Origin of the sequence: uncultured Flavobacterium sp. (assembly GCF_963925185.1) — a bacterium.
GTDB lineage: Bacteria > Bacteroidota > Bacteroidia > Flavobacteriales > Flavobacteriaceae > Flavobacterium.
Genome location: NZ_CAWURC010000006.1, coordinates 1 through 25502, shown reverse-complemented (window position 1 = coordinate 25502; position 25502 = coordinate 1). Strand labels below are relative to the sequence as shown.

Genomic DNA, 25502 nt, shown 5'->3' with positions numbered 1-25502 from the left:
TTATTTTTGTGCCTTTTCAACCTTGAACCTCAAAAAACATTGATTATATTTGCCACTTTGAAAATTCATATAAAATACAATGAAAATATCTTATAACTGGTTAAAACAATTCATCAAAATAGACTGGAAATCCGACGAAACGGCAGCTTTATTGACTGATTTAGGTCTTGAAGTAGAAGTTGTCGAAAAATATCAATCAGTAAAAGGAGGACTGGAAGGAATTGTTGTAGGCCAAGTTCTTACTTGTATTCAACATCCCGATGCCGACCGCTTAAAAATCACCACTGTAGATTTAGGCGATGGAATTCCCGTTCAAATTGTTTGTGGTGCAACCAATGTTGCTGCTGGTCAAAAAGTAGCCGTTGCCACCATCGGTAGTACATTGTATGATGCAGCCGGAGTTGCATTTCAAATTAAAAAAGGAAAAATTCGCGGACAAGAAAGCCACGGAATGATTTGTGCCGAAGACGAATTAGGTCTTGGAGAAAGCCACGATGGAATAATGATACTTGACGAATCTATAAAAGCCGGGACGACTGCTGCAAGTGTTTTTGAAATTGAAAATGACGAAGTTTTCGAAATTGGGCTCACTCCTAATCGTGCCGATGCGATGAGTCATCTTGGAACGGCTCGTGATTTAAGAGCAGGTTTGATACAAAGCGGTGTAAATGTCGAATTTATTACTCCGTCAGTGAGTAATTTCAGAGTCGACATGAGAACTATGAAAATTGATGTGGAAGTCGATGATTCAGTTCTTGCGCCAAGATATTGTGGCGTTACCATTTCTGGAATTACAGTACAACCATCTCCAAGCTGGCTGCAAAACCGTTTGAAAGCTATTGGTATCAATCCAAAAAATAATATCGTCGATGTAACAAATTATGTTTTACACGAATTAGGACAACCACTTCATGCCTTTGATGCTGCCAAAATAAATGGTAAAATAATTGTAAAAACACTTCCTTCGGAAACTAAATTTACAACCCTCGATGATGTGAAAAGAACTTTACACGAAGAAGATTTAATGATTTGTGACGAAGAAGGACCTTTATGTATAGCAGGAGTTTTTGGCGGTAAAGATTCAGGTGTTACCGAAAATACAGGTTCAATTTTTCTGGAAAGCGCTTATTTTAATCCGGTGAGCATTCGAAAAAGTGCCAAAAGACATCAGTTAAACACCGATGCTTCCTTTCGATTTGAAAGAGGAATTGACCCAGCTATCACCGAATATGCCTTGAAACGTGCAGCATTATTGATTCAAGAAGTTGCTGGTGGCGAAATAACATCAGACATTGTTGATATTTATCCAAAGAAAATTGAAGATTTTCCGGTATTTCTGAATTTCAACAATGTAAATAAAATTATTGGTCAGGAACTCCCAAAAGAAATCATTAAAAATATTTTGGCTTCATTAGAAATCAAGATAAATAGCGTTTCTGATGCTGGATTAGGTTTGATAATCCCATCGTATCGCGTTGATGTTCAAAGAGAAATTGATGTTGTCGAAGAAATTCTTCGGGTGTATGGCTATAACAATATCAAGTTTTCGAATAAATTGAATGCAACGGTTTCCAATTCTCCAAGAACCGAAGATTATAAAGTTCAAAACGTCATTGCAGCCCAATTGAATTCGCAAGGGTTTCATGAAATGATGGCGAATTCCTTGACGACCCCTTCCTATATTCTATTATCGGAAAAGCTAAAAGAAGAGCACAATGTGATAATGCTAAATCCGTTGAGTAATGATTTGGCAGCAATGCGACAATCCTTGTTATTCTCTGGATTAGAAGCCATTTCGTATAATATTAATCGTAGAAATTTAGATTTAAAGTTTTTTGAATTTGGAAAAACCTACCATAAACTTCCTTCTGGTTACGAAGAACACAAGCATTTAACATTATTAGCAACTGGAAACCGGAATCAGGAAAGCTGGACCAATGCTCAAAAACCTTCAGATTTCTTTTTATTCAAAGGATATGTAAATGGAGTTCTTGAGAGATTAGGTATTCAAAAAACACAAAATCTTCCAATGACATCTGATATTTATTCAGAAGGAATCGCAATAGGTTTTGGAAATGATATATTGGTAGAATATGGTGTAGTTAAAAAATCCATTTTGAAACATTTTGACATTAAGCAAGAAGTTATGTTCGCCGATTTTAATTGGGCTTTGATTTTGAAACTACTTTACAATAAAATCAAATTCACCGAAATCCCTAAATACCCAGAAGTTCGCAGAGATTTGTCCTTGTTATTGGATGACAGCGTTTCTTTCGACGCAATCTATAATATCGCTAGACAAACGGAAAAATCGCTCTTAAAAGACATTAATTTATTTGATGTTTACCAAGGCAAGAATCTTCCGGAAGGCAAGAAATCATACGCCGTGAGTTTCACCATTCAGGACAATACTAAAACCTTGACCGATGTTCAAATCGACAAAATTATGGGCAAATTGCAAAAGAATTTTGAAACGGAATTGGGTGCAATTTTGAGGTAACTTATTAAACCATACAAAACTTAAAAGGCATTTAATCCGTACTTAATTATTATTTTTTAAATGTAAAGTCCTAATTATTGATCATAGAATTGGGACTTTTTTTAATATATCATTTCGAAGAGAAAAGACGAATCAATCTTTTTTTTAATAGCTATAAATGCAGAATTGAGTTGAAATAAATTTCGATTGTCATACTCAACTTCTGTTAGCTCACAATGAACAAAAAAAACTCCACATTTCTGTGGAGCTTTCTATATTCAAAATCAAGAAATTAGATTATTTCTTTTTCTCGTTTTTTTCCATTTTGGCTTTCAAACCAGCAAGAATATCATTGGCATCTCCTAAAGTTGCAGCTGGTGCACTTGTAGAAGCTGCTTCAGCAACCGCTTTAAGCGCTTTTTCTTCTTCTTCACGGAAGATAGCAGTGTGAGAGGCAACTACTCTTTTGAATTCTTTGTTGAATTCGATTACTTTGAAATCAGCAGATTCGCCTTTTTTCAATTTCTTTCCGTCTTCTTTTTCAAGATGACGTGTAGGAATGAAAGCTACGATGTCTTCGCCAAATTCTACAGTAGCTCCTTTATCAACAATCTCGGCTATTTCACCTGTGTGGATAGTTCCCACAGCGAAAGAAGCTTCGTATTGATCCCAAGGATTAGCAGTAGTTTGTTTATGACCTAAAGATAATTTACGTCCTTCAACATCTAATTCTAATACAACTACATCCAGTTTTTCACCAACATTTACAAATTCAGATGGGTGTTTGATTTTCTTAGTCCAAGAAAGGTCTGAGATATAAATCAATCCGTCAATACCTTCTTCCAATTCTACGAAAATTCCAAAGTTTGTAAAGTTTCTAACGATACCTGAATGTTTAGAACCTACAGGATATTTAGCTGTGATATCAGTCCAAGGATCTTGTGTCAATTGTTTGATACCCATTGACATTTTGCGGTCATCTCTGTCCAATGTTAAGACTTGAGCCTCAACAATATCGCCAACTTTCACGAAATCTTGAGCAGAACGTAAATGTGTTGACCAAGACATTTCAGAAACGTGGATCAAACCTTCAACACCTTCAGCAACTTCGATAAAAGCACCGTAATCAGCGATTACAACTACTTTACCTTTTACAGTATCACCAATTTTCAAGTCGGCTTTTAAAGCATCCCAAGGGTGAGCGTTCAATTGTTTCAATCCTAATTGAATTCTTGTTTTCTCGTCATCAAAATCAAGGATTACCACGTTAAGAACTTGGTCTAATTCAAGAACTTCAGATGGGTGATTAATTCTAGACCAAGAAAGGTCAGTAATGTGGATTAATCCATCAACACCACCAAGATCAATAAAGACACCATAAGAAGTAATGTTTTTAACAACACCTTCTAATACTTGTCCTTTTTGTAATTTTCCAATGATTTCTTTTTTCTGTACTTCAATATCCGCTTCAATAAGCGCTTTGTGAGATACAACAACGTTTTTGAATTCGTGGTTAATTTTCACAACCTTGAATTCCATCATTTTATTTACATATACATCGTAATCTCTAATTGGTTTAACATCAATTTGAGATCCTGGAAGGAAAGCTTCAATTCCGAAAACGTCAACGATCATACCACCTTTAGTTCTGCATTTTACAAAACCATTAACGATTTCTCCTGTTTCGTTAGCCGAAATAACTCTATCCCAAGATTTAATAGTACGTGCTTTACGGTGAGACAATACTAATTGACCTGTTTTATCCTCACGGATATCAATTAATACTTCTACTTTGTCGCCTACTTTTAATGCTGGATTGTAACGGAATTCGTTTAAAGAAATAACACCTTCCGATTTTGCGTTGATATCAACGATAACGTCTCTATCTGTAATTCTAACAACAGTACCCTCAACTACTTCTTCTTGATCTGTAGCGATGAAAGTTTTTGAAACTAGTTCTTCGAATTCTAATAAGTTTTTTTCATCAACAGCATCAATACCTTCTTCGAAATTGTGCCAGTTAAAATTTGCTAAAAACTCTTCTTGTGATTTTAATTGTTCAGACATGCTGATTAAAAATTTGTATTCTGCATTTTCTCGAGTTTCATAACGTGATAGAAAACAACAGAAGTTGTTTGTATAATTATTTAATACCTAAAGGAAACTCTTATTCACCAAAAGGTGTGCAAAAGTAATTCTTTTTTATTTATCTGCAAAATATTTTCAAACAGATAATCAATTGATTTTTAGGAGCAGAACATTTTTGTGTTTTAATAAGTTTTGGTCCCGTTTTTCGTTGCAATCTAAGCCCAAAAGCGTGAGATTTCCTCTGCAATCAGGGCTAGTTAGAATGTTTTAAGTTTTTGAAATACCTTTGCAAAAGTTCGATACTTTAGCAAAGATAATTTTTACAAATTATCCCGATAACTCAGATTTATAATCCGCGTCCCTAATTACAAGTAAAAACCCACTGTGCAAAGTCTCCTAACTCCAGCCCCGCTAATATAAGCCACAAAAAAACCCGACAATTTTAAAAAAACTGTCGGGTTTGAAATATAAAAAGATTTTCTAATGACCTATATTTTCAACATCATTAGGATTGTGTTTGTGTTTAAACATTAGAGCAAAAGCAATCGCTATTACAAAAGCATAAGCTGCAAAAGAAAGCCATATATTATGCCAATCTCTAACACCTTCGTGAGTAAAGAATTTATCTATTGCCCAACCAGAAGTAAAACTTCCTAATATAGCTCCTACTCCATTTGTCATCATCATAAATAAGCCTTGTGCCGAAGAACGATTTTTAGAATCTGTATTAGTTTCTACAAATAAAGAACCTGAAATATTAAAGAAATCAAATGCCATTCCGTAAACAATACACGACATGATTATCATCCATAAACCATCAGTTGGATTACCAAAAGCAAACAAACCAAAGCGTAAAACCCATGCAAACATTGAAATCAACATCACTTGCTTGATTCCAAATCGTTTCAAGAAAAAAGGAATAGCCAAGATAAAAAGGGTTTCAGAAATTTGAGAAATAGACATTATAATTGTAGAATATTTTACAACAAATGAATTTGCATATTCTGGAACGTTTTTAAATTCATCTAAAAAAACATCACCATATGCATTCGTAAGTTGCAAAGCACCTCCTAAAAACATAGAGAAAATAAAGAATAACGCCATTTTATAATTAGCAAAGAGTTTGAAGGATTCTAAACCTAGCGTTTCTACTAACGAGGCATTTTCTTTTGTTAATTGTTGCGGCTTACATTTTGGTAAGGTAAAAGCATAAATACCCAAAATTAGTGCCGCTATTCCAGCAATATAAAATTGATAAGCAGTAGCTTTATTGCCTGTTAAATTTGTAATCCACATAGCAACAATAAAACCTACAGTGCCCCATACTCGAATGGGTGGATAATCTTTAATAATATTTTTATTATTTAATTTTAGCGCTGTAAACGAAATAGAATTACTCAAAGCAATTGTTGGCATATAAAAACACATTGCCAATAGCATTACATAAATAAAATTTGTTGGAGTTGCAACTTGCGGCAAACAAAACAAGACAACGGCATATAAAATATGTAGAATTCCATATAGTTTTTCAGCATTTATCCATCTGTCGGCAATGATTCCCGATAAAGTTGGCATAAATAAAGAGGCAACTCCCATTGTACCGAAAACTAAGCCAAATTGTGTTCCGTCCCAGCTTTTAGTTCCAAACCAGAAATTTGCAATAGTAATTAACCAAGCTCCCCAAACAAAAAATTGAAGAAAACTCATTAATATCAAACGATTCTTAATATTCATAATGATCAAACTTTAAATTATATTTAGATATTTATTATCTAATGGGTAAATCTAATAATAAATTAAGATAATCCATATAAAACAGAAAATATTTCAAAAAAAAAACTGCAACGGAATTAAGTCGCTGCTTTTTTATAATAAAATGTAGGTTTTGTTTTTTAGAAATTTATTTAATCGGAAGTAAAATAACTCCCAAGGTTCCAATATTGGCACTCAAGCCGTCAGTCCTTTGATAATGATTAAATCCAAACCCATATTGATTGGCACTAAAAGCCGAAAAATCATAATCAGGCGTATAATATTGTTCTGTTGAAAGATGTTTTTCGTAAGGAGCAAAATAGTTGGAGGCCGTTTGAATATAGTAACAATACATTAGATAAACAGTGAATATTTTAGCTAATTTTAAGAGTAATTTGATACTTGCGATGTGCGAAGTTATTCCCCAATCATCACAATAGTTGCAATAATAGGTTCCCACAGGAATGTTTTCACAAAAAACCCGAAGAAACAAAAAAAACTGAAAACCCGTATTTATTTGCGATTATCTATAATAACCTTCTTTTTTATAGGTTGTTTTTCAGGGGGTTTTATGTACCATTATCTCAAAATAAAAACACTTTTTGTTGCGGCTTTTTTCCTTTTGATTGCGCAATGGTATGATTATTTGTGGCTTAAATTCCACGTTATTAAAAGAAAAGCACTTCGGCATTGATCTTCAAAACAGTTAATTAAAAAATATAATGGCGGTTAACGATGCTACTCCAATAAAAATCCAAAGCAAAAATCCATGAAATAAAGGCTTAAGACCAACTGATTGTAAAGTGTTGAAATTAAGTCCTGAACCTATTAAAAATAAAGTAACAGTAAGTCCTACTTTGGCAAAAAATACAATGCTTGTAGAAATCATCGAGACTTGTGGAATATAGGTATTCAAAAGCATCGCTAAAATAAATAATCCAATAAAATAAGGAATTTTGATTTTACTCGATTTGGTTTTAAATACAAAGGTTGTTATCAGCGCTACAGGTATTATCCATAATGCTCTTGCTAATTTTACAGTTGTGGCAATTTGTAATGCTTCTGTTCCATATTTATTAGCCGCTCCCACTACCGAGCTCGTGTCGTGAATGGCTATGGCACACCATAAACCAAACTCTTGCTGCGTTAAATGGAGCCAATGCCCAATTGCCGGAAATAAAAATAGCGCTATTGAGTTTAATATGAGAATTACTCCTAAGGCTACCGAAGTTTGATTTTCGTCAGATTTGATAATAGGGGCAATTGCTGCAATCGCGCTACCTCCGCAAATTGCCGTACCACAGGCAATAAGGTGGGATGTTTTTCTTTCTATTGCTAACTACTTATCTAATAAAATCCCCAAAAATATGGTCGTAACTATGGAAATAATTGTTAAAAAAAAACTAGTAGAACCAATGGACAAAGCATTATTAACATTCATACCAAAACCCAATCCAACCACCGATATTTGAAGTAGATACCGAATAGCAATATGATTAAATGGTAAAAAGGGGTGTCCTGAAAGATTTGCAACCACTAATCCCAATAACAAAGCTGTAGGGGGTGAAATAGAATTAAAAGCACATACAAGCAACAATAATACAAATACAACTTTTTGAAAAGTGCTGTTTTTTTTTAAAAAAATAGTAAAAGAGGTATTACCCATTATTTTATTGTTATTATTTAAATATTTTATATTTCAAATGGAGGTATTATAACATTCCATTATATTTCCTGATAAACCATTCTGAAGAAAGAGAAATTGCAATGATAACTAGTAACCAAACCCAGTCTATCAAAGGAGTTTTGGTGATAATTGCTTTCTGGACGGCTTTGTAATTGTCATTTTCCAAAAGGGATTTTATCAACCCATCTACCTGGTTGGGATAATAAACCTTTCCTTGGGTTTGTGATGCCAATTGGTTTAATTTTACAACATCCGGACTTAAAAATTGCTTTTCAATATCAAAATCTAAAATTCCAAAATGACTGTTATAAGCAGTATTAGAATTCAATTCCTTAACAGAAAAATTATAAGTTCCTGCCAAAAGTCCGTCAAGATTCACTTTAAAATAATTATTTCTCTTTAGCAAATCGTAGTTTTTGACTTTTTTTGTTTTAGCATTGGTCACCGAAATTGTCAAACGCGATTTTTCGTCGAATTCGTAATTTTTATTGAAATATTGAGCCGATATCTCTATCGATTCTCCTGAATTATAAAAATTTTCGTGGTTGACCACCAATGATTTTTTAGAATTATTGGAAGCCAAATATTGGATAATTTTATCAAGTAAAACATCAAATTTTTCGAACGATTGATTGTCTATATGGCTTTGTAATCTCCATTTCCAACTATTTTCGCCCAAAAGAAAAGCAGAACGTTTGCCTTGATTTTCGGTGAAAGCCAACAAGGGCGAATTGGTTTCAATGTTTCTGATTTTCGACGAGAGCAAAGTTGAAACGTTACCATTTATCGTTACCATTCCAAAAGCATTTTGCAAGGGTGGAAAATTTTCGAAACCCAAATTATCAATCGCAAAAAGATTAAACTGCGAATTAAATTCGGCTAAATAATCTTCTTTTTGACCACTCATTTTAAAAACCAAATTCGTTTGTTGTTGGTTTAAAAAATTGAAATCAGTGTTCGTTCCCGTGATTATCAATGTATTAATTCCTATCAATTTTTTGTTTTCAAAAACTGATTTAAATTCAGCCGTTGGTTGGTATAACAATAGAATATTAAAATCTTGTAATGATTTGATTTTGTTTGGCTTAAATATAGTTACTTTTCGTTGTACATTAGACTCAATGGCGCGCTTCAATGCTCCAATATCAGGATGATTTATTGCCGAAATAATCCCCACATTCGTCTTTTGATCCATAATTTCAACCGCAAAATTCTTGATGTTATTATAGGTGTTTTTTTCTTTTTCTTTGGAAAAAATTGTTGCTTTAAAGACTTGTAATCCGACTTTATCAACTGGAAGCAACACATTTATTATCAATGATTTTTTAGATGGAGAAAAAGAAACGCTTTGCTTACTCAAAACCGAATTTCCTTGCGAAATACTAAAATCAGCAGTCACATTTTTGTTTCCTGAATACTGTAAAAATACTTCGACTGGAAATTTATTTTTGAGGAATGCATATTTATTGACGTTCAATTGATTGATCTTTAAATCCAAAAATGTAGTTGTATCCCCTACCACCAAAGGAAAAACGGTGTTATTTGCATCAAAAGAATATACGTAATCATTGCCCGAAGTTTGATTACCGTCAGTAATAAAAACAGCGGGGAAAACCATGTTTTTGTAAATGCTTTTCAGGTTTTTGGCAGCTTCGTCGATGTTGGTCTGACTTCCCTTGAAATCAAAGCTTGAAGAGGATTGAAACTCACTGTCAAATCGAAAAGATTGCACATCAAACTTCTCTTGAAGCTCTTTATTTTGAGACAGTTTTTTATATAATTCCAAAACCATTTCATTGACTTTCAAATCAACAATGGAACTCGAATTATCGACAATTATCGGCAAAGGTGTTTTCACGACTTCGAAAGTACTTCTGGAAATTATTGGATTTATCAACAACAACAAAATCCCAAAAATGGATATAAAACGTAAAAAACCCAAAACCAAATTCACTTTCGACTTGGTTTTGGCCTTGTAATAATATTGAAAAAATGACAAACCACTTGCTATAACTAGAGAAAGTAGAAGAAATAGAATCGTGTTTGTTGTCATATTAATTTAGTGTTCATTAATCGGAGTTAAGTATTCAGCTGCTGACTGCAAACTAAAAACTGCAACTTTCTTAGGTAAGCATACCTCCGCAAACATTTAACACTTGTCCGGTTACATAAGCACTCATATCCGAAGCCAGGAAAAGACAGGCATTAGCAACATCTTCGGTAGTTCCGCCACGTTTCAACGGGATTCCGTCTCTCCATTCTTGAACCACTTCATCGCTTAATTTTGCTGTCATTTCGGTTTCAATAAATCCAGGTGCAATTGCGTTGCAACGAATATTTCGAGAACCCAATTCCAATGCAACTGATTTTGTGAAACCAATAACTCCTGCTTTCGAAGCTGCGTAATTAGTTTGACCCGCATTCCCCTTCACTCCTACCACGCTGCTCATATTGATAATAGAACCCGCGCGTTGTTTCAAGAAAGTTCTTTGAATCGCCTTGGTCATATTAAAAACTGATTTCAAGTTAACATCAATAACTTTGTCAAAATCTTCTTCAGACATTCTCATTAATAGATTATCCTTGGTAATTCCGGCGTTGTTTATCAAAATATCAACAGTTCCAAATTCAGCTAAAACAGCGTCAACTAAGGCTTGTGCTTCGTTAAAATCGGCGGCATTCGATTGGTATCCCCTGGCTTTTATGCCCATTTCGTTCAATTCGTTTTCCAATGCCAAAGCAGATTCAACAGATGAGCTATAGGTGAACGCAACATTTGCACCGTTTTTAGCAAAAACCTCTGCTATTCCTCTTCCAATTCCGCGACTTGCGCCAGTGATAATGGCCACTTTTCCTTCGAGTAATTTCATATTCTATAATTAATTTGATTTTTATTTGTAGCTAATACTGCTATCCGTTTCAACCCACGCTAAAAAGTGTGGAATTTCCACTGCAAATCAAATTCACTGAACTCCTATTTAAATAAAAGTTAAGTGAAGTAATCTGGGCTAGTTAACACTCGCCAAATATAACAATAATTACGGGTTTGAAAAAAGATTCCATATTCAATTAAACCTAATATGAAATAATTAATCTTACTATTCGTTATCTTTTCACAAATAACAAATAATAAAAAAACACTATTTTTTAAAATGTAATTTTTATATGAAAAACATGTCTTCCATTTTTTTACTGTTTTTATTTTTAATTATGTCCTCTTGCAGTAATAACAATGATTCCACTGCAAAGGATTTATATCCAAATGTAACGTCAAAATTTGCAGGAAAAATAGATTTGAATAATCCAAGCAATTATGCAAACCAAATAAAACCAGCCTATATCACTAAAGACAATACGACTGGAAATCCAATTACGGATAAAGCAGCTACACTAGGTAGAGTTTTATTTTATGATACTAATTTATCTTCGAACAATACCATTTCTTGTTCTTCTTGTCATATTCAAGCCAATGCTTTTGGAGATACTGAAATTGCAAGTGATGGTGTAAATGGGAAAACTACAAGACATTCTATGCGTTTGGCAAATTCAAGATTTTCGATAGAAAACAAATTCTTTTGGGACGAAAGAGCCGCCACTTTAGAATTTCAAACCACACAACCCATTCAAAATCATATCGAAATGGGTTTTAGCGGAACAAGTGGTGATCAAAACATTTTAGCCTTAATTACCAAACTGCAAAATACCAGCTATTACAAAGAACTATTCAAATATGCTTTTGGTTCTGAGGGAATCACTGAAAATAAAATACAATTAGCTTTGGCTCAATTTGTAAGAAGCATTCAATCATTCGATTCAAAATACGATGCAGGAAGAGCTTTGGTTACAAATGAAAATCAATCCTTTGCTAATTTTACAGCCCAAGAAAATCAAGGTAAAAATCTATTTCTTACACCTCCCGTTTTTGATGCTACCGGAAATAGAACTGCTGGCGGGGTTGGTTGCGCAGCTTGTCACGCCGCTCCCGAATTTGATATTGACCCCAACACAAAAAACAACGGAATCATAGGGGTTTTGAATGGGCCAGGAATTGATATTACAAATACAAGAGCTCCATCTCTAAGAAATTTAGTAAAGAAGGATGGGACAACAAATGGACCAATGATGCACACCGGAAACCTTACAACGCTTCAAACTGTAATTGGACATTATGGCAAAATTAATCTTGCACCTGGAAATACAAATCTTGATGCAAGACTAACTCCAAATGGTTTTGGACAACAATTGAATCTAACTGCTCCCGAAGTAAATGCTCTAATTGCATTTATAAACACATTATCAGGAACTAATGTTTATGTTGATCTAAAGTGGTCTAGTCCTTTTTAAACAAAAAAAAGCTCCACAGATTGTGGAGCTTAAAATTTTATTTAGAATGAGCTGTCTTAAAATGCCACATTCCATCTTGGCAATTTTCCATTCTCATCGAAGCAATTTTGTAAAATTTGTCCTTCTAAGAACGTTGGAATTACTTTATTTTTCTCGTTGAAGGTTTCATACCAATACACTTCCAATCTTGAAATATTTTCTAGTTTCATTTGGGCTGGCCAAGAATATTTCCTTCCTGTTTTGGCAAATTGATGTCCGTTTACAATTTTGTCATGTAAGCCACCATTTTTGCTTTTTAGTGTACCGTCATTTTGAATCGTTCCGGTAGAACCTACCATAATCAATTCTTTTTCTTCTCCATCCACAGCATAGACGAGGAAAATTCCGCTTCCGGTTTCGGTTGCGTTACAAACTACTTCTAAACTATCATCAGTTGTATAACTAAACTGATTTTTGACTTTGAACTTTTTTAATTCTTTATACATTTTACTTTCTATAATTATTTAAATAAAATACCCCACGAAAACCGTGAGGTATTATATTTTATCTTGTGTTCTATATTATCCTAAAACTTCTTTTACTTTTTTTCCAATTTCGGCAGGAGAATCTACAACGTGGATTCCACACTCTCTCATAATGCGTTTTTTGGCTTCGGCGGTATCATCATCACCACCAACAATGGCACCTGCGTGACCCATTGTTCTTCCTTTTGGAGCAGTTTCGCCAGCAATAAATCCAATTACTGGTTTACGGTTCCCATCGGCTTTAATCCATTTTGCTGCATCAGCTTCTAGTTGACCGCCAATTTCACCAATCATAACGATACATTCCGTTTCTGGATCATTCATAAATAATTCGATAGCTTCTTTTGTAGTAGTCCCAATAATTGGATCGCCACCAATACCAATAGCTGTTGTAATTCCTAAACCTTGTTTTACCACTTGGTCAGCAGCTTCATAGGTTAAAGTTCCTGATTTAGAAACGATCCCAACGGTTCCTTTTTTGAATACAAAACCTGGCATAATACCTACTTTTGCTTCACCTGGAGTAATTACACCAGGGCAGTTAGGACCTACTAATCTACAATCTCTGCTTTTTATGTAATTATTGGCCTTGATCATATCAGCCACTGGGATTCCCTCAGTAATCGCGATAATCACTTTTATACCTGCATCAGCAGCTTCCATAATTGCATCGGCAGCAAAAGCTGGTGGAACAAATATAATAGTAGTATCAGCCCCTACTTGATCTACGGCATCTTTAACGGTGTTGAAAACTGGGCGGTCTAAATGAGTAGTTCCCCCTTTTCCAGGAGTAACTCCACCTACAACATTTGTCCCGTATTCAATCATTTGAGAAGCGTGAAACGTTCCTTCACTTCCTGTAAATCCTTGAACAATTATTTTGGAATCTTTATTAACTAAGACACTCATATTATATTTATTTTTGTAGTTTTTTTAATTATGTTGCAAAAGTAAGGTTTTGTAGGTGATATTCGAAAAATATAATTAAGAAAAATTACTCATTTGATAGCCTCTGAATAATTTCCCATTTTTTACTTCCCAGATCACGAAAAAATTACCTATTAGCATTTCTTCACGAGGATTTTCAATCGTTTTTACAAAATGGGAATAACGTAAAGAAACCAGATTACCTTCCTGAATAATATGACTAATCCTAATTTTAGAGCGAATATAAGCTTTGGCTAATTCATTTGTAAGTGATAAAAGATCATCATAATTCATTTGAATAAAACCTTTGCTACTATTCCAATCAATGAGAACTTCGGGATGAATTATCTCGCGAACAGAATTCGTATCTAGGAGAACATCCGATTTATATAATTCGAGAACAATATCTTTTGGTTTCATCATAGCTCTTTTAATTTGTGGAGTATTTCTGGTAATTTTTTGATGTTAGCTAGTTGCTTCAATTTTTCCCTAGATTCTTCGATTGGTGTGCCAAAATAAGTTTTGCCACCTTCAACCGATTTTGTAACTCCGGTTTGTCCCAAAATTACTGCCTTCTCTCCTATTGTTATTCCGCTTGTGGTTCCCACTTGTCCCCAAATCGTTACTTCATCCTTAATTATTACACATCCTGCAATTCCTGTTTGGGAAGCAATCAAGCATTTTTTTCCAATAACTGTGTCGTGCCCTACATGAACTTGATTGTCAATTTTTGTTCCTTCTCCAATGGTCGTGTCGCCTGTAACTCCTTTATCAATAGTACAAAGTGCTCCTATTCCAACATTATTTTCAATAACAACTCTTCCTCCAGAAATCAATTGGTCGTAGCCTTCTTCTCGTTTTTTATAGTAAAAAGCATCTCCTCCAAGAATTGTTCCAGCATGAATGATTACATTATCACCAATTATAGTATGGTCATAAATAGAAACATTAGAATGAATTAAGCAATTTTTTCCAATTACAACGTGATTTCCAATGAAGGAATTGGGTTGAATTAGTGTTCCATCTCCTACTTTGGCAGAAGCCGAAATTGCTACATTAGAAAATTGAAACGGTTTAAAATGATTTGTCAATTTATTAAAATCACGAAACGGATCATCAGAAATCAACAATGCTTTTCCTTCTGGACAATCCACATTTTTATTAATTAAAATAGTAGTTGCCGTCGAATTTAATGCTTTGTCATAATATTTTGGATGATCTACAAAAACAATATCACCAGATTCTACAACGTGGATTTCGTTCATTCCAGAAACCAAAAAATTGGGATTACCAACAAATTCACAGTTGATAATGGTTGCAATTTCTTGTAATGTATGATTTTTGTTGAATTTCATAATATATATCCCCTTGGGACTAGGGTCTTATTCCTTAACTCTTTCCATATAATTTCCAGAAGCGGTATCAATCTTTATTTTGTCCCCTTCGTTAATAAACAAAGGTACATTTACTGTTGCACCAGTTTCGACTGTAGCAGATTTTGTAGCGTTAGTAGCGGTATTTCCTTTAATTCCAGGCTCCGCATAAGTGACTTCAAGAACTACTGATGCTGGCATATCAACCGAAAGAGGTAAATCAGTTTCTGTGTTGATGCTCACCATTACGCTTTCGCCTTCTTTTAATAAATCTGGTGAATCTAAAATGTTTTTATTTAAGGAAATTTGTTCAAAAGTTTCCACGTTCATAAAATGAAAATCATCGCCTTCTGGATATAAGTATTGGAATTTGTGATTTTCAACTCTCACTTCTTCAATTTTATGTCCTGCCGAAAAGGTATTGTCTAATACTTTTCCATTGGTCAAACTTCTTAATTTTGTACGAACAAAAGCAGGGCCTTTTCCAGGTTTAACGTGAAGAAATTCAATGATTTTATAAATGTCATTGTTATATTTTATGCACAATCCGTTTTTAATATCTGATGTTGATGCCATTCTAATTTTATTTAAAGTTTATTTTTAAAAATGTGTTGAAATTAATAATTTCCAGTATACCCCTTCATGACTCCTCTTGATGAATTTCTGATAAAATCTAGAATCTCGTCGCGTTCTGGAGTTGCTTCCATTTCTGCTTCGATAATTCCTATAGCTTGGGAGACATTATAATTTTTTTGGTAAAGAATTCTATATATTTCTTGAATTTCTCTTATTTTTTCTGTGGTAAATCCTCGTCTTCTTAACCCAACAGAATTAATCCCAACATATGACAAGGGTTCTTTTGCGGCTTTTGTAAACGGAGGCACATCTTTTCGAACCAATGAACCACCGGAAACCATTGCATGATCCCCAACATGTATAAATTGATGTATTGCTGCCAAACCCCCAATAATTGCATATTTACCAACGGTAACGTGGCCTGCAAGAGCTACTCCATTAACTATAATAGCATTATCTCCAATGTGGCAATCATGAGCAATATGAGCTGTTGCCATAACCAAACAATTTTTTCCAAGTGTTGTTTGTCCAGAAGCAATTGTTCCTCGGTTGATGGTTACACATTCTCTAATAGTACAGTTGTCTCCAATTATTGCCAATGAATCTTCGCCCCCAAATTTTAAATCTTGAGGAATTGCCGAGATAACTGCACCAGGGAAAATATTACAATTTTTTCCGATTCTTGCACCTTCCATTATGGTTACATTTGAACCTATCCATGTTCCATCACCGATAATAACATTATTATGAATAGTAGTAAAAGGTTCAATAACCACATTTTTAGCGATTTTTGCACCCGGATGAACATATGCTAAAGGTTGATTCATATTCTTTTGTTTAATCGTTTAAATGTTTATTCGATTAATCGAATAGACGATTAACCTAATCTCAACAAAAAATTTATTGTTTTCGTGCTATTTGAGCCATCAATTCAGCTTCAGCTACGAGTTTGCCATTGGCGTAAGCATTTGCTTGCATGTGGCATATTCCTCTTCTAATAGGAGTGATTAATTCACATTTAAAAGTCAGAGTATCCCCTGGAAGTACTTTATGTTTGAATTTTACATTGTCAATTTTCATGAAATAAGTCAGATAATTTTCTGGATCAGGAACAGTGCTCAATACTAATATTCCGCCAGTTTGCGCCATTGCTTCAACAATAATAACACCTGGCATTACAGGAGCTCCTGGAAAATGACCTACAAAAAAACTTTCATTCATAGTAACATTTTTCATTCCCACAATATAACTTTCAGACATTTCTAAAATCCTATCAATAAATAAAAAAGGGGGTCTGTGCGGAAGTACTGCCATTATTTTATGAATATCCATTAAGGGTTCTTGGTTCAAATCATAAACGGGAACATGATTTCGTTGTTCAATTTTTATGATTTTCGCCAGTTTTTTAGCAAACTGAGTGTTTACAAAATGGCCTGGTTTATTCGCAATTACTTTCCCTTGAATCCTAATTCCAATTAAAGCTAAATCTCCTACTACATCAAGAAGTTTATGCCTTGCAGCCTCGTTTGGGTAATGCAATGTTAAGTTGTCTAAAATACCGTTTGGTTTAACAGATATTTTTTCTTTACCAAAAGCAACTTTCAGATTATTCATAGTTTTCTCGGAAATTTCCTTGTCAACATAAACAATCGCATTATTCAAATCGCCTCCTTTAATTAAACCTTCGTCTAAAAGTGATTCGAGTTCATGCAAAAAACTAAAGGTTCTCGAATCGGCAATTTCAGTTTTAAAATCGGAAATATTTTTTAAAGTAGCGTTTTGAGTACCCAGTACTTTCGTCCCAAAATCTACCATCGTAGTCACTTGATAATCATCACAAGGCATGACTAATATTTCGCTACCAGTTTCGTCATCCATATACGAAATAACTTCCTTTACAACATAAACCTTTCTTTCAGCTTCCTGTTCTTTAATTCCGGCTTCTTCGATTGCTTTTACAAAATATTTTGAAGAACCATCCATTATTGGAAGTTCCGAAGCATCTAATTCGATAATTATATTGTCTAAATCACAACCAACCATGGCTGCCAAAACGTGCTCTGGTGTTTGAATTTTGACTCCTAATTTTTCTAAATTGGTACCTCTTTGTGTGTTTACTACGTAATTTGCATCAGCTTCAATAACCGGTTGTCCTTCTAGATCTTTTCGAACAAAGGTATAACCGTTATTTATTGGAGCAGGTTTGAAAGTTATTTTTACAATTTTACCTGTGTGTAATCCAACTCCTGTGAGTGAAATTTCCGTTTTGATGGTTTTCTGTTTAACCATTTTTTTGATTTTTTTGATTTAAAATTTGTTTTTTTAATTCTTCCAATTCAAGAACAATTCTTGGTAAATTTTTGAAATGAACATACGATTTACTAAAATCATTGTATCCAAATGTTGGGCTTCCTTGTAAAATTTCATTGTCTTTAATGTCTCTACCCACTCCTGATTGTGCCTGAATCCTAACATTATTCCCTATCGATAAATGCCCCGCAATTCCTACTTGACCTCCAATCATTCCGTTTTTACCAATTTTTGTGGAACCTGCAATTCCTGTTTGGGCAGCAATTACGGTATTCTCCCCAATCTCTACATTATGACCTATCTGGATTTGATTATCAAGCTTTACTCCTTTCCTTATAATAGTGGAACCCATAGTGGCTTTATCAATCGTGGTATTCGCCCCAATATCTACGTTATCTTCAATAATAACATTCCCTATTTGAGGGATTTTGGAGAATGTTCCATCAAGATTTGGTGCAAAACCAAAACCATCAGCTCCAATAACAGCACCAGAATATATGTTGCAATTATCTCCAATTACCGTTTCTGAATGGATTTTTGTTCCAGCAAAAATTGAAACATTATTTCCAATGACAACATTATCTCCAATAAAAGAATTTGGATAAATCTTAACATTGTTGCCTAAAACCACATTTTCTGAAATATAACTAAAACTTCCCAAATATAAATTGGAGCCATAATTTACATTTTCATGAACAAATGAAGGTTGTTCAATTCCAATTTTATTTCCTTTAGCCTGATCGTAAAATTCAAGTAATTTAGAGAAAGACAAATAGGCATCCTTCACTTTTATTAGGGTAGTAGTTAAATCACTATCGGGTATAAAAGTATTATTCACAATAGTTATAGTAGCCTGAGTAGTGTAAATATAAGGCAAGTATTTGGGGTTTGCCAAAAATGTAAGTGATCCCTCAGAACCTTCTTCAATCTTGGACAATTTATGTACTTCGGCTTTAGGATTACCAAAAACTTCGCCTTCCAAAATTCCCGCTATTTGCTCTGCTGTAAATTTCATCCCGACAAAAATATAAAAAATAGAGTTTAAATGATGTTTTTATACAAGTTGTTTTGGGAAACACATATAATATTTTGTCACCAATTTTGACAAAGATCTTAAATTTAACTGATCAGATGCTTCAACAACGTCTTCAATGGAACGGTCTTTTTTCAAAATTCGTATGGGTTCTGCTTCTTTGCTATAGGCTTGATTTTTAATTTTTCCCTTAAAAATGAAATAATCAGTTTCCGCTAAAGTTATATTGCTTTCCAAAGCAAAAAGCTCTTTGAGGACTTGTAATTCTGCCGTTGGAACTTTTTCTTCACTAATTTTTATTTTTAATAAATCCCTGTTAATTATCATTTTACTTAAGGATGAAAGTATAAAATCGTCCTGCTTTTGCCAAGATTTTAAGGCACTAATGATATCAAAATCATCTAATTGAGAAAATAAATCTAGGTTTTCTCCGTCGAAATTTTCAAAGGTAATTTTGTTTTGCATAAAGAACATTAATGGCTCACTACAAGGTAAAATAAATCCTTTTTGTGTCAGTTCTTTGGCTCGTTTCAAGACTTTTGTTAGAATTAATTCAGCGACCAAACTTGTTTTGTGCAAATAAGCCTGCCAATACATCAATCGTCTCGACATCAAGAATTTCTCAACCGAATAGATTCCTTTTTCTTCAATAACTAAGATATCATCTACGACGTTCATCATTTGAATTAACCGTTCCGAATTAACATTTCCTTCTGCCACACCCGAATAAAAACTGTCGCGTTTCAGGTAATCCATTCGATCCATATCAAGTTGGCTCGAAATCAATTGCATCATAAATTTCCGGTGATAATCACCTTTGAAAATCTGAATTGCCAAACTCAATTGCCCATTAAATTCCATATTCAATTGGTTCATAAACAACAACGAAATGGCTTCGTGATGCACATCTTCTACAATGCTTTTTTCCATAGCGTGTGAGAACGGACCGTGACCAATATCGTGTAACAAAATGGCAATATACAAAGCGTTTTCTTCCTCTTTAGAAATAGAAACCCCTTTAAAACGTAATGTTTCGACTGCTTTTTGCATAATGTGCATACAGCCCAGAGCGTGATGAAAACGAGTGTGATTCGCACCTGGATAAACTAAATACGACAATCCCATTTGGGAAATACGTCGCAATCTCTGAAAATAAGGATGCTGTATTAAATCGTAAATTAAGGCGTTTGGGATAATAATAAAACCGTAAATGGGATCATTAAATATTTTTAGCTTGTTGATTTCGCTCACTATGTTGATTTGTTTTGAGGAACAAATATAAGAAAATTAAAAAAAATAATTAAATTATAATAATATTAGCATCTTCCGTTTATATTAAAAGTAAATTGCCGTATTGATTTATTACTTTTGAATACTTTTTACAACATTATGGATAAGATAAAAATACTTTGGGTCGATGACGAAATTGACTATTTAAAACCTCATATTTTATTTCTGGAAAAGAAAAACTATAGCGTTACCACTTGTAATAACGGGCGTGATGCAATAGACATTTTTGAAGAAAATAATTTTGATGTCGTTTTTCTAGATGAAAATATGCCCGGAATGAGTGGATTAGAAACCTTGTCAGAAATGAAGGAAAAAAAATCTTCTATCCCAATGATTATGATTACCAAAAGTGAGGAAGAATATATTATGGAAGAAGCAATTGGCTCAAAAATAGCCGATTATTTGATAAAACCAGTTAATCCAAACCAGATTTTATTAAGTTTAAAGAAAAATTTAGATCATTCGAGATTGATTTCGCAAAAAACGACTTTGGATTACCAGAAAGAATTTCGAAAAATTTCGATGGAAATGGCAATAGTCAACTCCTATGAAGATTGGATTGAACTGTATAAAAAACTAATCTTTTGGGAATTAGAATTAGAGGATATAAGCGATCACGGGATGATTCAGATCTTAGAATCTCAAAAAGCGGAGGCAAATTCGCAATTCGGAAAATTTATAGAGCGCAATTATGAAGATTGGTTCACGCCAAAAGCGGATAAACCGATTCAATCGCACACGCTTTTTAGAGAATTAGTAGTTCCTGAAATCACTAAAAAAGACAAACCGATTTTATTTGTGGTCATTGATAATTTGCGTTACGACCAATGGAAAGTTTTTGAAAATGTGGTGAACAATCATTATAAATTAGAAAAAGAAGTACCGTATTACGCCATTCTCCCGACGGCTACGCAATATGCAAGAAACGCAATTTTCTCTGGTTTGACACCACTTGAAATGGAAAAGCAGTTTCCACAATACTGGAAAAATGATCCTGAAGAAGGTGGAAAAAACTTATATGAAGCCGAGTTTTTGACTGCTCAATTAAAACGATTGGGACTGAATATCAAACAGGATTATTTTAAAATCACCAATTTGGCTGCCGGAAAAAGACTAGTTGATAATTTTAAAACACTGAAAAATAATGATTTAGTTACAGTTGTTTATAATTTTGTAGATATGCTTTCACACGCCAAAACAGAAATGGATGTGGTGAAAGAATTGGCTTCTGATGATAAGGCTTATCGATCGTTGACTTTGAGTTGGTTTAAAAATTCACCGCTTTTAGAAATCATCCAACAGGCACAAAAATTGGGTTTCAAATTAATTTTGACAACAGATCACGGAACCATAAACGTAAAAAATCCTTCTAAAGTTATTGGTGATAAAAACACGAGCCTTAATTTACGTTATAAAACAGGACGAAGTTTATCTTATGAAAATAAAGATGTTTACGCTGTGAAAGATCCTAAAAATGTGGGGTTACCAACAATTAATATGAGCAGTTCATATATTTTTGCAAAAAACGATTTATTTTTGGCATACGTAAATAACTACAATCATTATGTGAGTTATTATAAAAATACCTATCAACACGGCGGAATTTCATTGGAAGAAATGATTATTCCGTTTTTGATATTTAATCCGAAATAGTTGTTGGTTGTTGGTTGTCGGTTTTAAAAAAACTAATTAGCATAAATTAATAATATTAAAAAAAATTAAACGCATAGAATCATAGGAAAAAGAATGGGATAGACCAATTCTTGGTTGCGCAAAGCTATGAGTAACTATGAAAAAGTGAAACGTCTTTATTTTAATTAATAAAAAACTATGTTTCTATGCGTTTAGAAAAACAAAATACAAAGTATGGAAATTACTTTTTCACTAGACGAAATTAATACTGTTGCCAAGAAAATTTTGGAACAAAACCCAAATAAAGTCATCCTTTTTCACGGAGAAATGGGTGTTGGAAAAACTACTTTGATAAAAGCTTTGGCGAAACAACTTGGGGTAAAAGAGACAACAAGTAGTCCTACTTATTCTTTAGTTAATGAGTATCAAACCACTAATAATCAAATAGTTTATCATTTTGATTATTATAGAATAAAAAATGAACTGGAAGCTCTTGATATGGGAGCCGATGAATATTTATATTCTGACAATTGGTGTTTTATAGAATGGGCCGAAAAAATTAAAAACCTCATTCCTGAATTGCATTCAGAAATTTCAATTGCTATATTACCTGATGGCAAACGCTCTTTAAAATTAATTTAAAGCCTTATGAATATAGATAAAACGGTAATAATCATCCCCTTTTCGACAGATTTGAAGGAAGAAATTAAAAATCTGAATCTTGAATGGTTGAAAAAATATTTCAAAGTCGAAGCTAAAGACGATAGGATACTTTCAGATCCACAAGGCGAAATCATCAACAAAGGTGGAATGATATTCTTTGCTAAATACAATACTAAAATTGTAGGTACTGTATCCTTATTAAAAATAGATGAAACCACTTTTGAACTAAGCAAAATGGCAGTAACTAACAACGTGCAAGGCCTAGGAATAGGCAACAAACTTATGTTACATTGTATAGAAATTGCCAAACAAAAAGGAATAAAAAAACTTCTTTTGTACTCGAACAGAAGATTGCTGCCTGCTATTTATTTGTATAAGAAATTTGACTTTGTAGAAGTTCCTCTAGAAGATGGCGTTTACGAAAGAGCAGACATTAAAATGGAACGAATTATTTAGTTAAATTTCTCAGCATTTAAATGCAAGTGAAAACTAAATTAATTATTCTTTGTATAAAAAATTCTAATTTTATTCAGTAAATTGTACCACTAATTTTATCGAACCAATGGCAATAACTCCATTCACAAAACAACAACTATTACCTCAAGAAGAAAAACTTGAAATAGCTAGGTATAAAAGCGAACTTTTCATAGGTATCCCAAAAGAAAATAGTTGCCAAGAGCGCCGAATTTGCCTCACTCCCGACGCCGTAAATTCGTTGATTTATCAGGGGAATCGTGTAATGATAGAGGCCGGGGCAGGAGAAAATTCTAACTATTCAGATAAAGAATATACTAATGCTGGTGCCGAAATTACCAAGGATACCAAAAAAGTTTTTAGTTGTCCTATGATTTTAAAAGTGGAACCACCTAGTTTGTTAGAGATCGAAATGATTAATCCCGAAGCCATTGTTATATCGGCTATTCAATTAAAAACTAGAAAAAAAGCCTATTTCTCGGCTTTATCCAAAAAGAAAATTACCGCATTAGCTTTCGAATATATAAAAGATGAAGATGGCTCTTATCCCGCTGTAAAAGCTTTGAGCGAAATAGCAGGAATTGCTTCAATATTGATTGCTGCGGAATTAATGACCACAAACGAGTATGGAAAGGGACTATTATTGGGTAACATAACCGGAGTACCGCCTACTGAAGTCGTAATTCTTGGAGCTGGAACTGTTGGCGAATTTGCCGCAAAAACCGCTATTGGTTTAGGGGCTAACGTAAAAGTTTTCGATAATTCAATTAGAAAATTACGTCGATTACAAAACAATTTGAACCAACGAATTTTTACGTCAACTATTCAACCCAAATCTTTATTGAAGGCATTAAGAAGATGCGATGTAGCCATTGGTGCCATGCGTGGCAAAGAACGCTGTCCTGTTATTGTTACAGAAACTATGGTCGAACACATGAAAAAAGCAGCCGTAATTGTTGATGTAAGCATTGATACTGGTGGCTGTTTTGAAACTTCAGAACTTACAACACACGAAAAGCCAACATTTGTTAAGAACGGTGTTTTGCATTATTGTGTTCCAAATATTCCTTCAAGATATTCAAAAACGGCATCCCTGTCATTAAGTAATATAATAACCCCTTTTTTATTACAAATAGCCGAAGATGGAGGAATTGAAAGTGCCATTCGTCGGGATAATGGACTAAGAAATGGTGTGTATGTATACCACGGAATCCTTACCAATAGAGCCATTGGAGACTGGTTTGACCTGCCTAATAACGATATTAATTTAATCGTGTTTTAAATAAACTTTATTTTACCTTTGCAAAAAATTTAATATATGAAATTTGCACACCGTTTTGCCTATTACCTAATAGGATTAATAATGGGTTCGTTCTTTGTTGCTGCTGTTTTTAGCGGAAAAGACACCCGTTGTAATTATTTTCCAAACGCCAGGGTTTTGAACGATTTAAGAAATAAACCTTTTCATTATTCCGATAAAGCCTCACAAATTTTGAATGAAAAATGGATAGATACCTCCGACATAAAAAATACCCTGCAATTTGGAGATGTAGATTTTGACAATAGTAATATAAACGTTGGAGCTGGTAAAATATATGTTATCGAAGGGAAAACTTTGAAAAACCAAGAAATCATACTCAAAGTGATCAATTATCCTGAAAAAGCAGTTTTGGATGATATCATTAAAAAATAATATCGAAACTAAATTGACATAAAAAAAACTCTTCAAATAAATGAGGAGTTTTTTTTATGGGCGATATAGATTTAAAATCGAATCAATCAATTGATTTTATGATGGTTATAGGTTCGATATAAGTCAAAAAAATGACCTTAAAAATGAATTTAAGGTCATGGGTACTACTTGTGAACCCTATAGACTTATTCTCGAATCAAGTATTAGAATTTTTAGAAAGTTTTGTTGAAAAAATGCCGTAAATTTCTTTTACATTTGAATGTATATCAGTACAATTTTTGTTGGCGATTTACAGTTAGACCTTGCAGTTTTTAAAGATTACGGAGTAAAAAATGCAGGAGCTTTTTATGAATTTAATTAATTGCGGCTATTAAAAATCAAAAGTATCATCCAAAAAACTACAAGGTATTTTAAACTTGCTCTCTTTTTATAATAGTTTATCATAGTTTATCAAAATTTTTGATAAATGATTTCTAGTGATTTTACTTTCAATCCAGGCCAAAAAATTGAAATGTTTTATGGTTTGTTGTTCATAAACATCTTGATGGATTACTTCAAAGTCATTCTCGATTTTCTTCCACAAACGTTCTCGTTTTAAAGAAGATATTGGAAGGTTATGGTTATTTACAAAACTTATAATTTTTCGTTCACTTTTAT

The 25502-nt window shown here is 33.5% G+C and carries 23 protein-coding genes and 1 pseudogene; 8 read left to right on the top strand and 16 right to left on the bottom strand.

What is annotated here, in order from left to right:
• Positions 1–79 precede the first annotated feature (79 nt).
• Entirely contained in the window at positions 80–2500 is a 2421-nt protein-coding gene (gene pheT, locus AABM59_RS01665; RefSeq protein WP_338407250.1) for a phenylalanine--tRNA ligase subunit beta, read from the top strand.
• A gap of 276 nt (positions 2501–2776) precedes the next feature.
• On the opposite strand, the gene rpsA is transcribed toward pheT, so the two are convergent.
• The 3 genes from rpsA to AABM59_RS01650 form a co-directional block, all read right to left on the bottom strand.
• Entirely contained in the window at positions 2777–4546 is a 1770-nt protein-coding gene (gene rpsA, locus AABM59_RS01660) for a 30S ribosomal protein S1 (RefSeq protein ID WP_338407249.1), read from the bottom strand.
• A 501-nt stretch (positions 4547–5047) separates the two neighbouring features.
• A complete protein-coding gene (locus tag AABM59_RS01655; protein WP_338407248.1) occupies positions 5048–6301 on the bottom strand; it encodes a nucleoside permease in 1254 nt (417 codons plus the stop codon).
• A 166-nt stretch (positions 6302–6467) separates the two neighbouring features.
• Positions 6468–6779, bottom strand: a complete 312-nt coding sequence (locus AABM59_RS01650; RefSeq protein ID WP_338407247.1) for a DUF3570 domain-containing protein — start codon at positions 6777–6779, stop codon at positions 6468–6470.
• Here AABM59_RS01650 and AABM59_RS01645 point away from each other — a divergent pair.
• Positions 6729–7013 (top strand): DUF1275 family protein, encoded by a 285-nt coding sequence (locus AABM59_RS01645; RefSeq protein WP_338407246.1) that lies wholly within the window; start codon positions 6729–6731, stop codon positions 7011–7013. The genes AABM59_RS01650 and AABM59_RS01645 overlap by 51 nt on opposite strands.
• A gap of 12 nt (positions 7014–7025) precedes the next feature.
• On the opposite strand, the pseudogene AABM59_RS01640 reads toward AABM59_RS01645, so the two are convergent.
• The 3 genes and pseudogenes from AABM59_RS01640 to fabG form a co-directional block, all read right to left on the bottom strand.
• Positions 7026–7985 (bottom strand): annotated as a pseudogene (locus tag AABM59_RS01640) (putative sulfate exporter family transporter).
• Between the two features lie 46 nt (positions 7986–8031).
• Positions 8032–10059, bottom strand: a complete 2028-nt coding sequence (locus AABM59_RS01635) for a hypothetical protein (protein WP_338407245.1) — start codon at positions 10057–10059, stop codon at positions 8032–8034.
• A gap of 70 nt (positions 10060–10129) precedes the next feature.
• The gene (fabG, locus tag AABM59_RS01630; RefSeq protein WP_338407244.1) at positions 10130–10876 is read right to left on the bottom strand and encodes a 3-oxoacyl-[acyl-carrier-protein] reductase; all 747 of its coding nucleotides are present in this window, start codon (positions 10874–10876) and stop codon (positions 10130–10132) included.
• A 304-nt stretch (positions 10877–11180) separates the two neighbouring features.
• Here fabG and AABM59_RS01625 point away from each other — a divergent pair, with 304 nt between their 5' ends.
• Positions 11181–12350, top strand: a complete 1170-nt coding sequence (locus AABM59_RS01625; protein ID WP_338407243.1) for a cytochrome c peroxidase — start codon at positions 11181–11183, stop codon at positions 12348–12350.
• A gap of 56 nt (positions 12351–12406) precedes the next feature.
• Here AABM59_RS01625 and AABM59_RS01620 read toward each other — a convergent pair whose 3' ends face one another.
• From AABM59_RS01620 to AABM59_RS01580, 9 genes are all read right to left on the bottom strand, one after another.
• The gene (locus AABM59_RS01620) at positions 12407–12835 is read right to left on the bottom strand and encodes a hypothetical protein (RefSeq protein ID WP_338407242.1); all 429 of its coding nucleotides are present in this window, start codon (positions 12833–12835) and stop codon (positions 12407–12409) included.
• A gap of 75 nt (positions 12836–12910) precedes the next feature.
• Positions 12911–13783: a succinate--CoA ligase subunit alpha gene (gene sucD / locus AABM59_RS01615; RefSeq protein WP_338407241.1), complete on the bottom strand. Its 873-nt coding sequence runs from the start codon at positions 13781–13783 to the stop codon at positions 12911–12913.
• A 75-nt stretch (positions 13784–13858) separates the two neighbouring features.
• Positions 13859–14224: a nuclear transport factor 2 family protein gene (locus tag AABM59_RS01610; protein WP_338407240.1), complete on the bottom strand. Its 366-nt coding sequence runs from the start codon at positions 14222–14224 to the stop codon at positions 13859–13861.
• On the bottom strand, positions 14221–15156 hold the full coding sequence (locus AABM59_RS01605; protein WP_338407239.1) for a UDP-3-O-(3-hydroxymyristoyl)glucosamine N-acyltransferase: 936 nt from the start codon (positions 15154–15156) through the stop codon (positions 14221–14223). Before AABM59_RS01605 ends, AABM59_RS01610 begins: the two co-directional genes overlap by 4 nt.
• A 27-nt stretch (positions 15157–15183) precedes the next feature.
• The gene (gene efp / locus AABM59_RS01600) at positions 15184–15750 is read right to left on the bottom strand and encodes an elongation factor P (protein WP_338407238.1); all 567 of its coding nucleotides are present in this window, start codon (positions 15748–15750) and stop codon (positions 15184–15186) included.
• Positions 15751–15791: 41 nt separating this feature from the next.
• Complete coding sequence (gene lpxA / locus AABM59_RS01595) at positions 15792–16577, bottom strand: acyl-ACP--UDP-N-acetylglucosamine O-acyltransferase (RefSeq protein WP_338407237.1); 786 nt, start codon at positions 16575–16577, stop codon at positions 15792–15794.
• A gap of 73 nt (positions 16578–16650) precedes the next feature.
• Positions 16651–18039: a bifunctional UDP-3-O-[3-hydroxymyristoyl] N-acetylglucosamine deacetylase/3-hydroxyacyl-ACP dehydratase gene (locus AABM59_RS01590; protein WP_338407236.1), complete on the bottom strand. Its 1389-nt coding sequence runs from the start codon at positions 18037–18039 to the stop codon at positions 16651–16653.
• On the bottom strand, positions 18032–19075 hold the full coding sequence (gene lpxD, locus AABM59_RS01585; protein ID WP_338407235.1) for a UDP-3-O-(3-hydroxymyristoyl)glucosamine N-acyltransferase: 1044 nt from the start codon (positions 19073–19075) through the stop codon (positions 18032–18034). The genes AABM59_RS01590 and lpxD overlap by 8 nt, the downstream gene beginning before the upstream one ends.
• Before the next feature lie 39 nt (positions 19076–19114).
• On the bottom strand, positions 19115–20344 hold the full coding sequence (locus AABM59_RS01580; protein ID WP_338407234.1) for an HD domain-containing protein: 1230 nt from the start codon (positions 20342–20344) through the stop codon (positions 19115–19117).
• Positions 20345–20482: 138 nt separating this feature from the next.
• On the opposite strand from AABM59_RS01580, the gene AABM59_RS01575 reads away from it, so the two are divergent.
• From AABM59_RS01575 to AABM59_RS01555, 5 genes are all read left to right on the top strand, one after another.
• A complete protein-coding gene (locus tag AABM59_RS01575; RefSeq protein WP_338407233.1) occupies positions 20483–22036 on the top strand; it encodes a bifunctional response regulator/alkaline phosphatase family protein in 1554 nt (517 codons plus the stop codon).
• A gap of 213 nt (positions 22037–22249) precedes the next feature.
• Entirely contained in the window at positions 22250–22657 is a 408-nt protein-coding gene (gene tsaE / locus AABM59_RS01570) for a tRNA (adenosine(37)-N6)-threonylcarbamoyltransferase complex ATPase subunit type 1 TsaE (protein ID WP_338407232.1), read from the top strand.
• Between the two features lie 6 nt (positions 22658–22663).
• Positions 22664–23134, top strand: coding sequence for a GNAT family N-acetyltransferase (locus tag AABM59_RS01565; protein ID WP_338407231.1), 471 nt, complete (start codon positions 22664–22666; stop codon positions 23132–23134).
• Between the two features lie 106 nt (positions 23135–23240).
• Positions 23241–24434 carry an alanine dehydrogenase gene (locus tag AABM59_RS01560; protein ID WP_338407230.1) on the top strand — a complete coding sequence of 398 codons (1194 nt, stop codon included), beginning with the start codon at positions 23241–23243 and terminating at the stop codon, positions 24432–24434.
• A 36-nt stretch (positions 24435–24470) separates the two neighbouring features.
• Positions 24471–24845, top strand: coding sequence for a DUF4258 domain-containing protein (locus AABM59_RS01555; RefSeq protein WP_338407229.1), 375 nt, complete (start codon positions 24471–24473; stop codon positions 24843–24845).
• A 427-nt stretch (positions 24846–25272) separates the two neighbouring features.
• Here the strand turns inward: AABM59_RS01555 and AABM59_RS01550 are convergent.
• The coding region (locus AABM59_RS01550) for a hypothetical protein (protein ID WP_338407228.1) at positions 25273–25502 on the bottom strand (230 nt) is incomplete at its 5' end.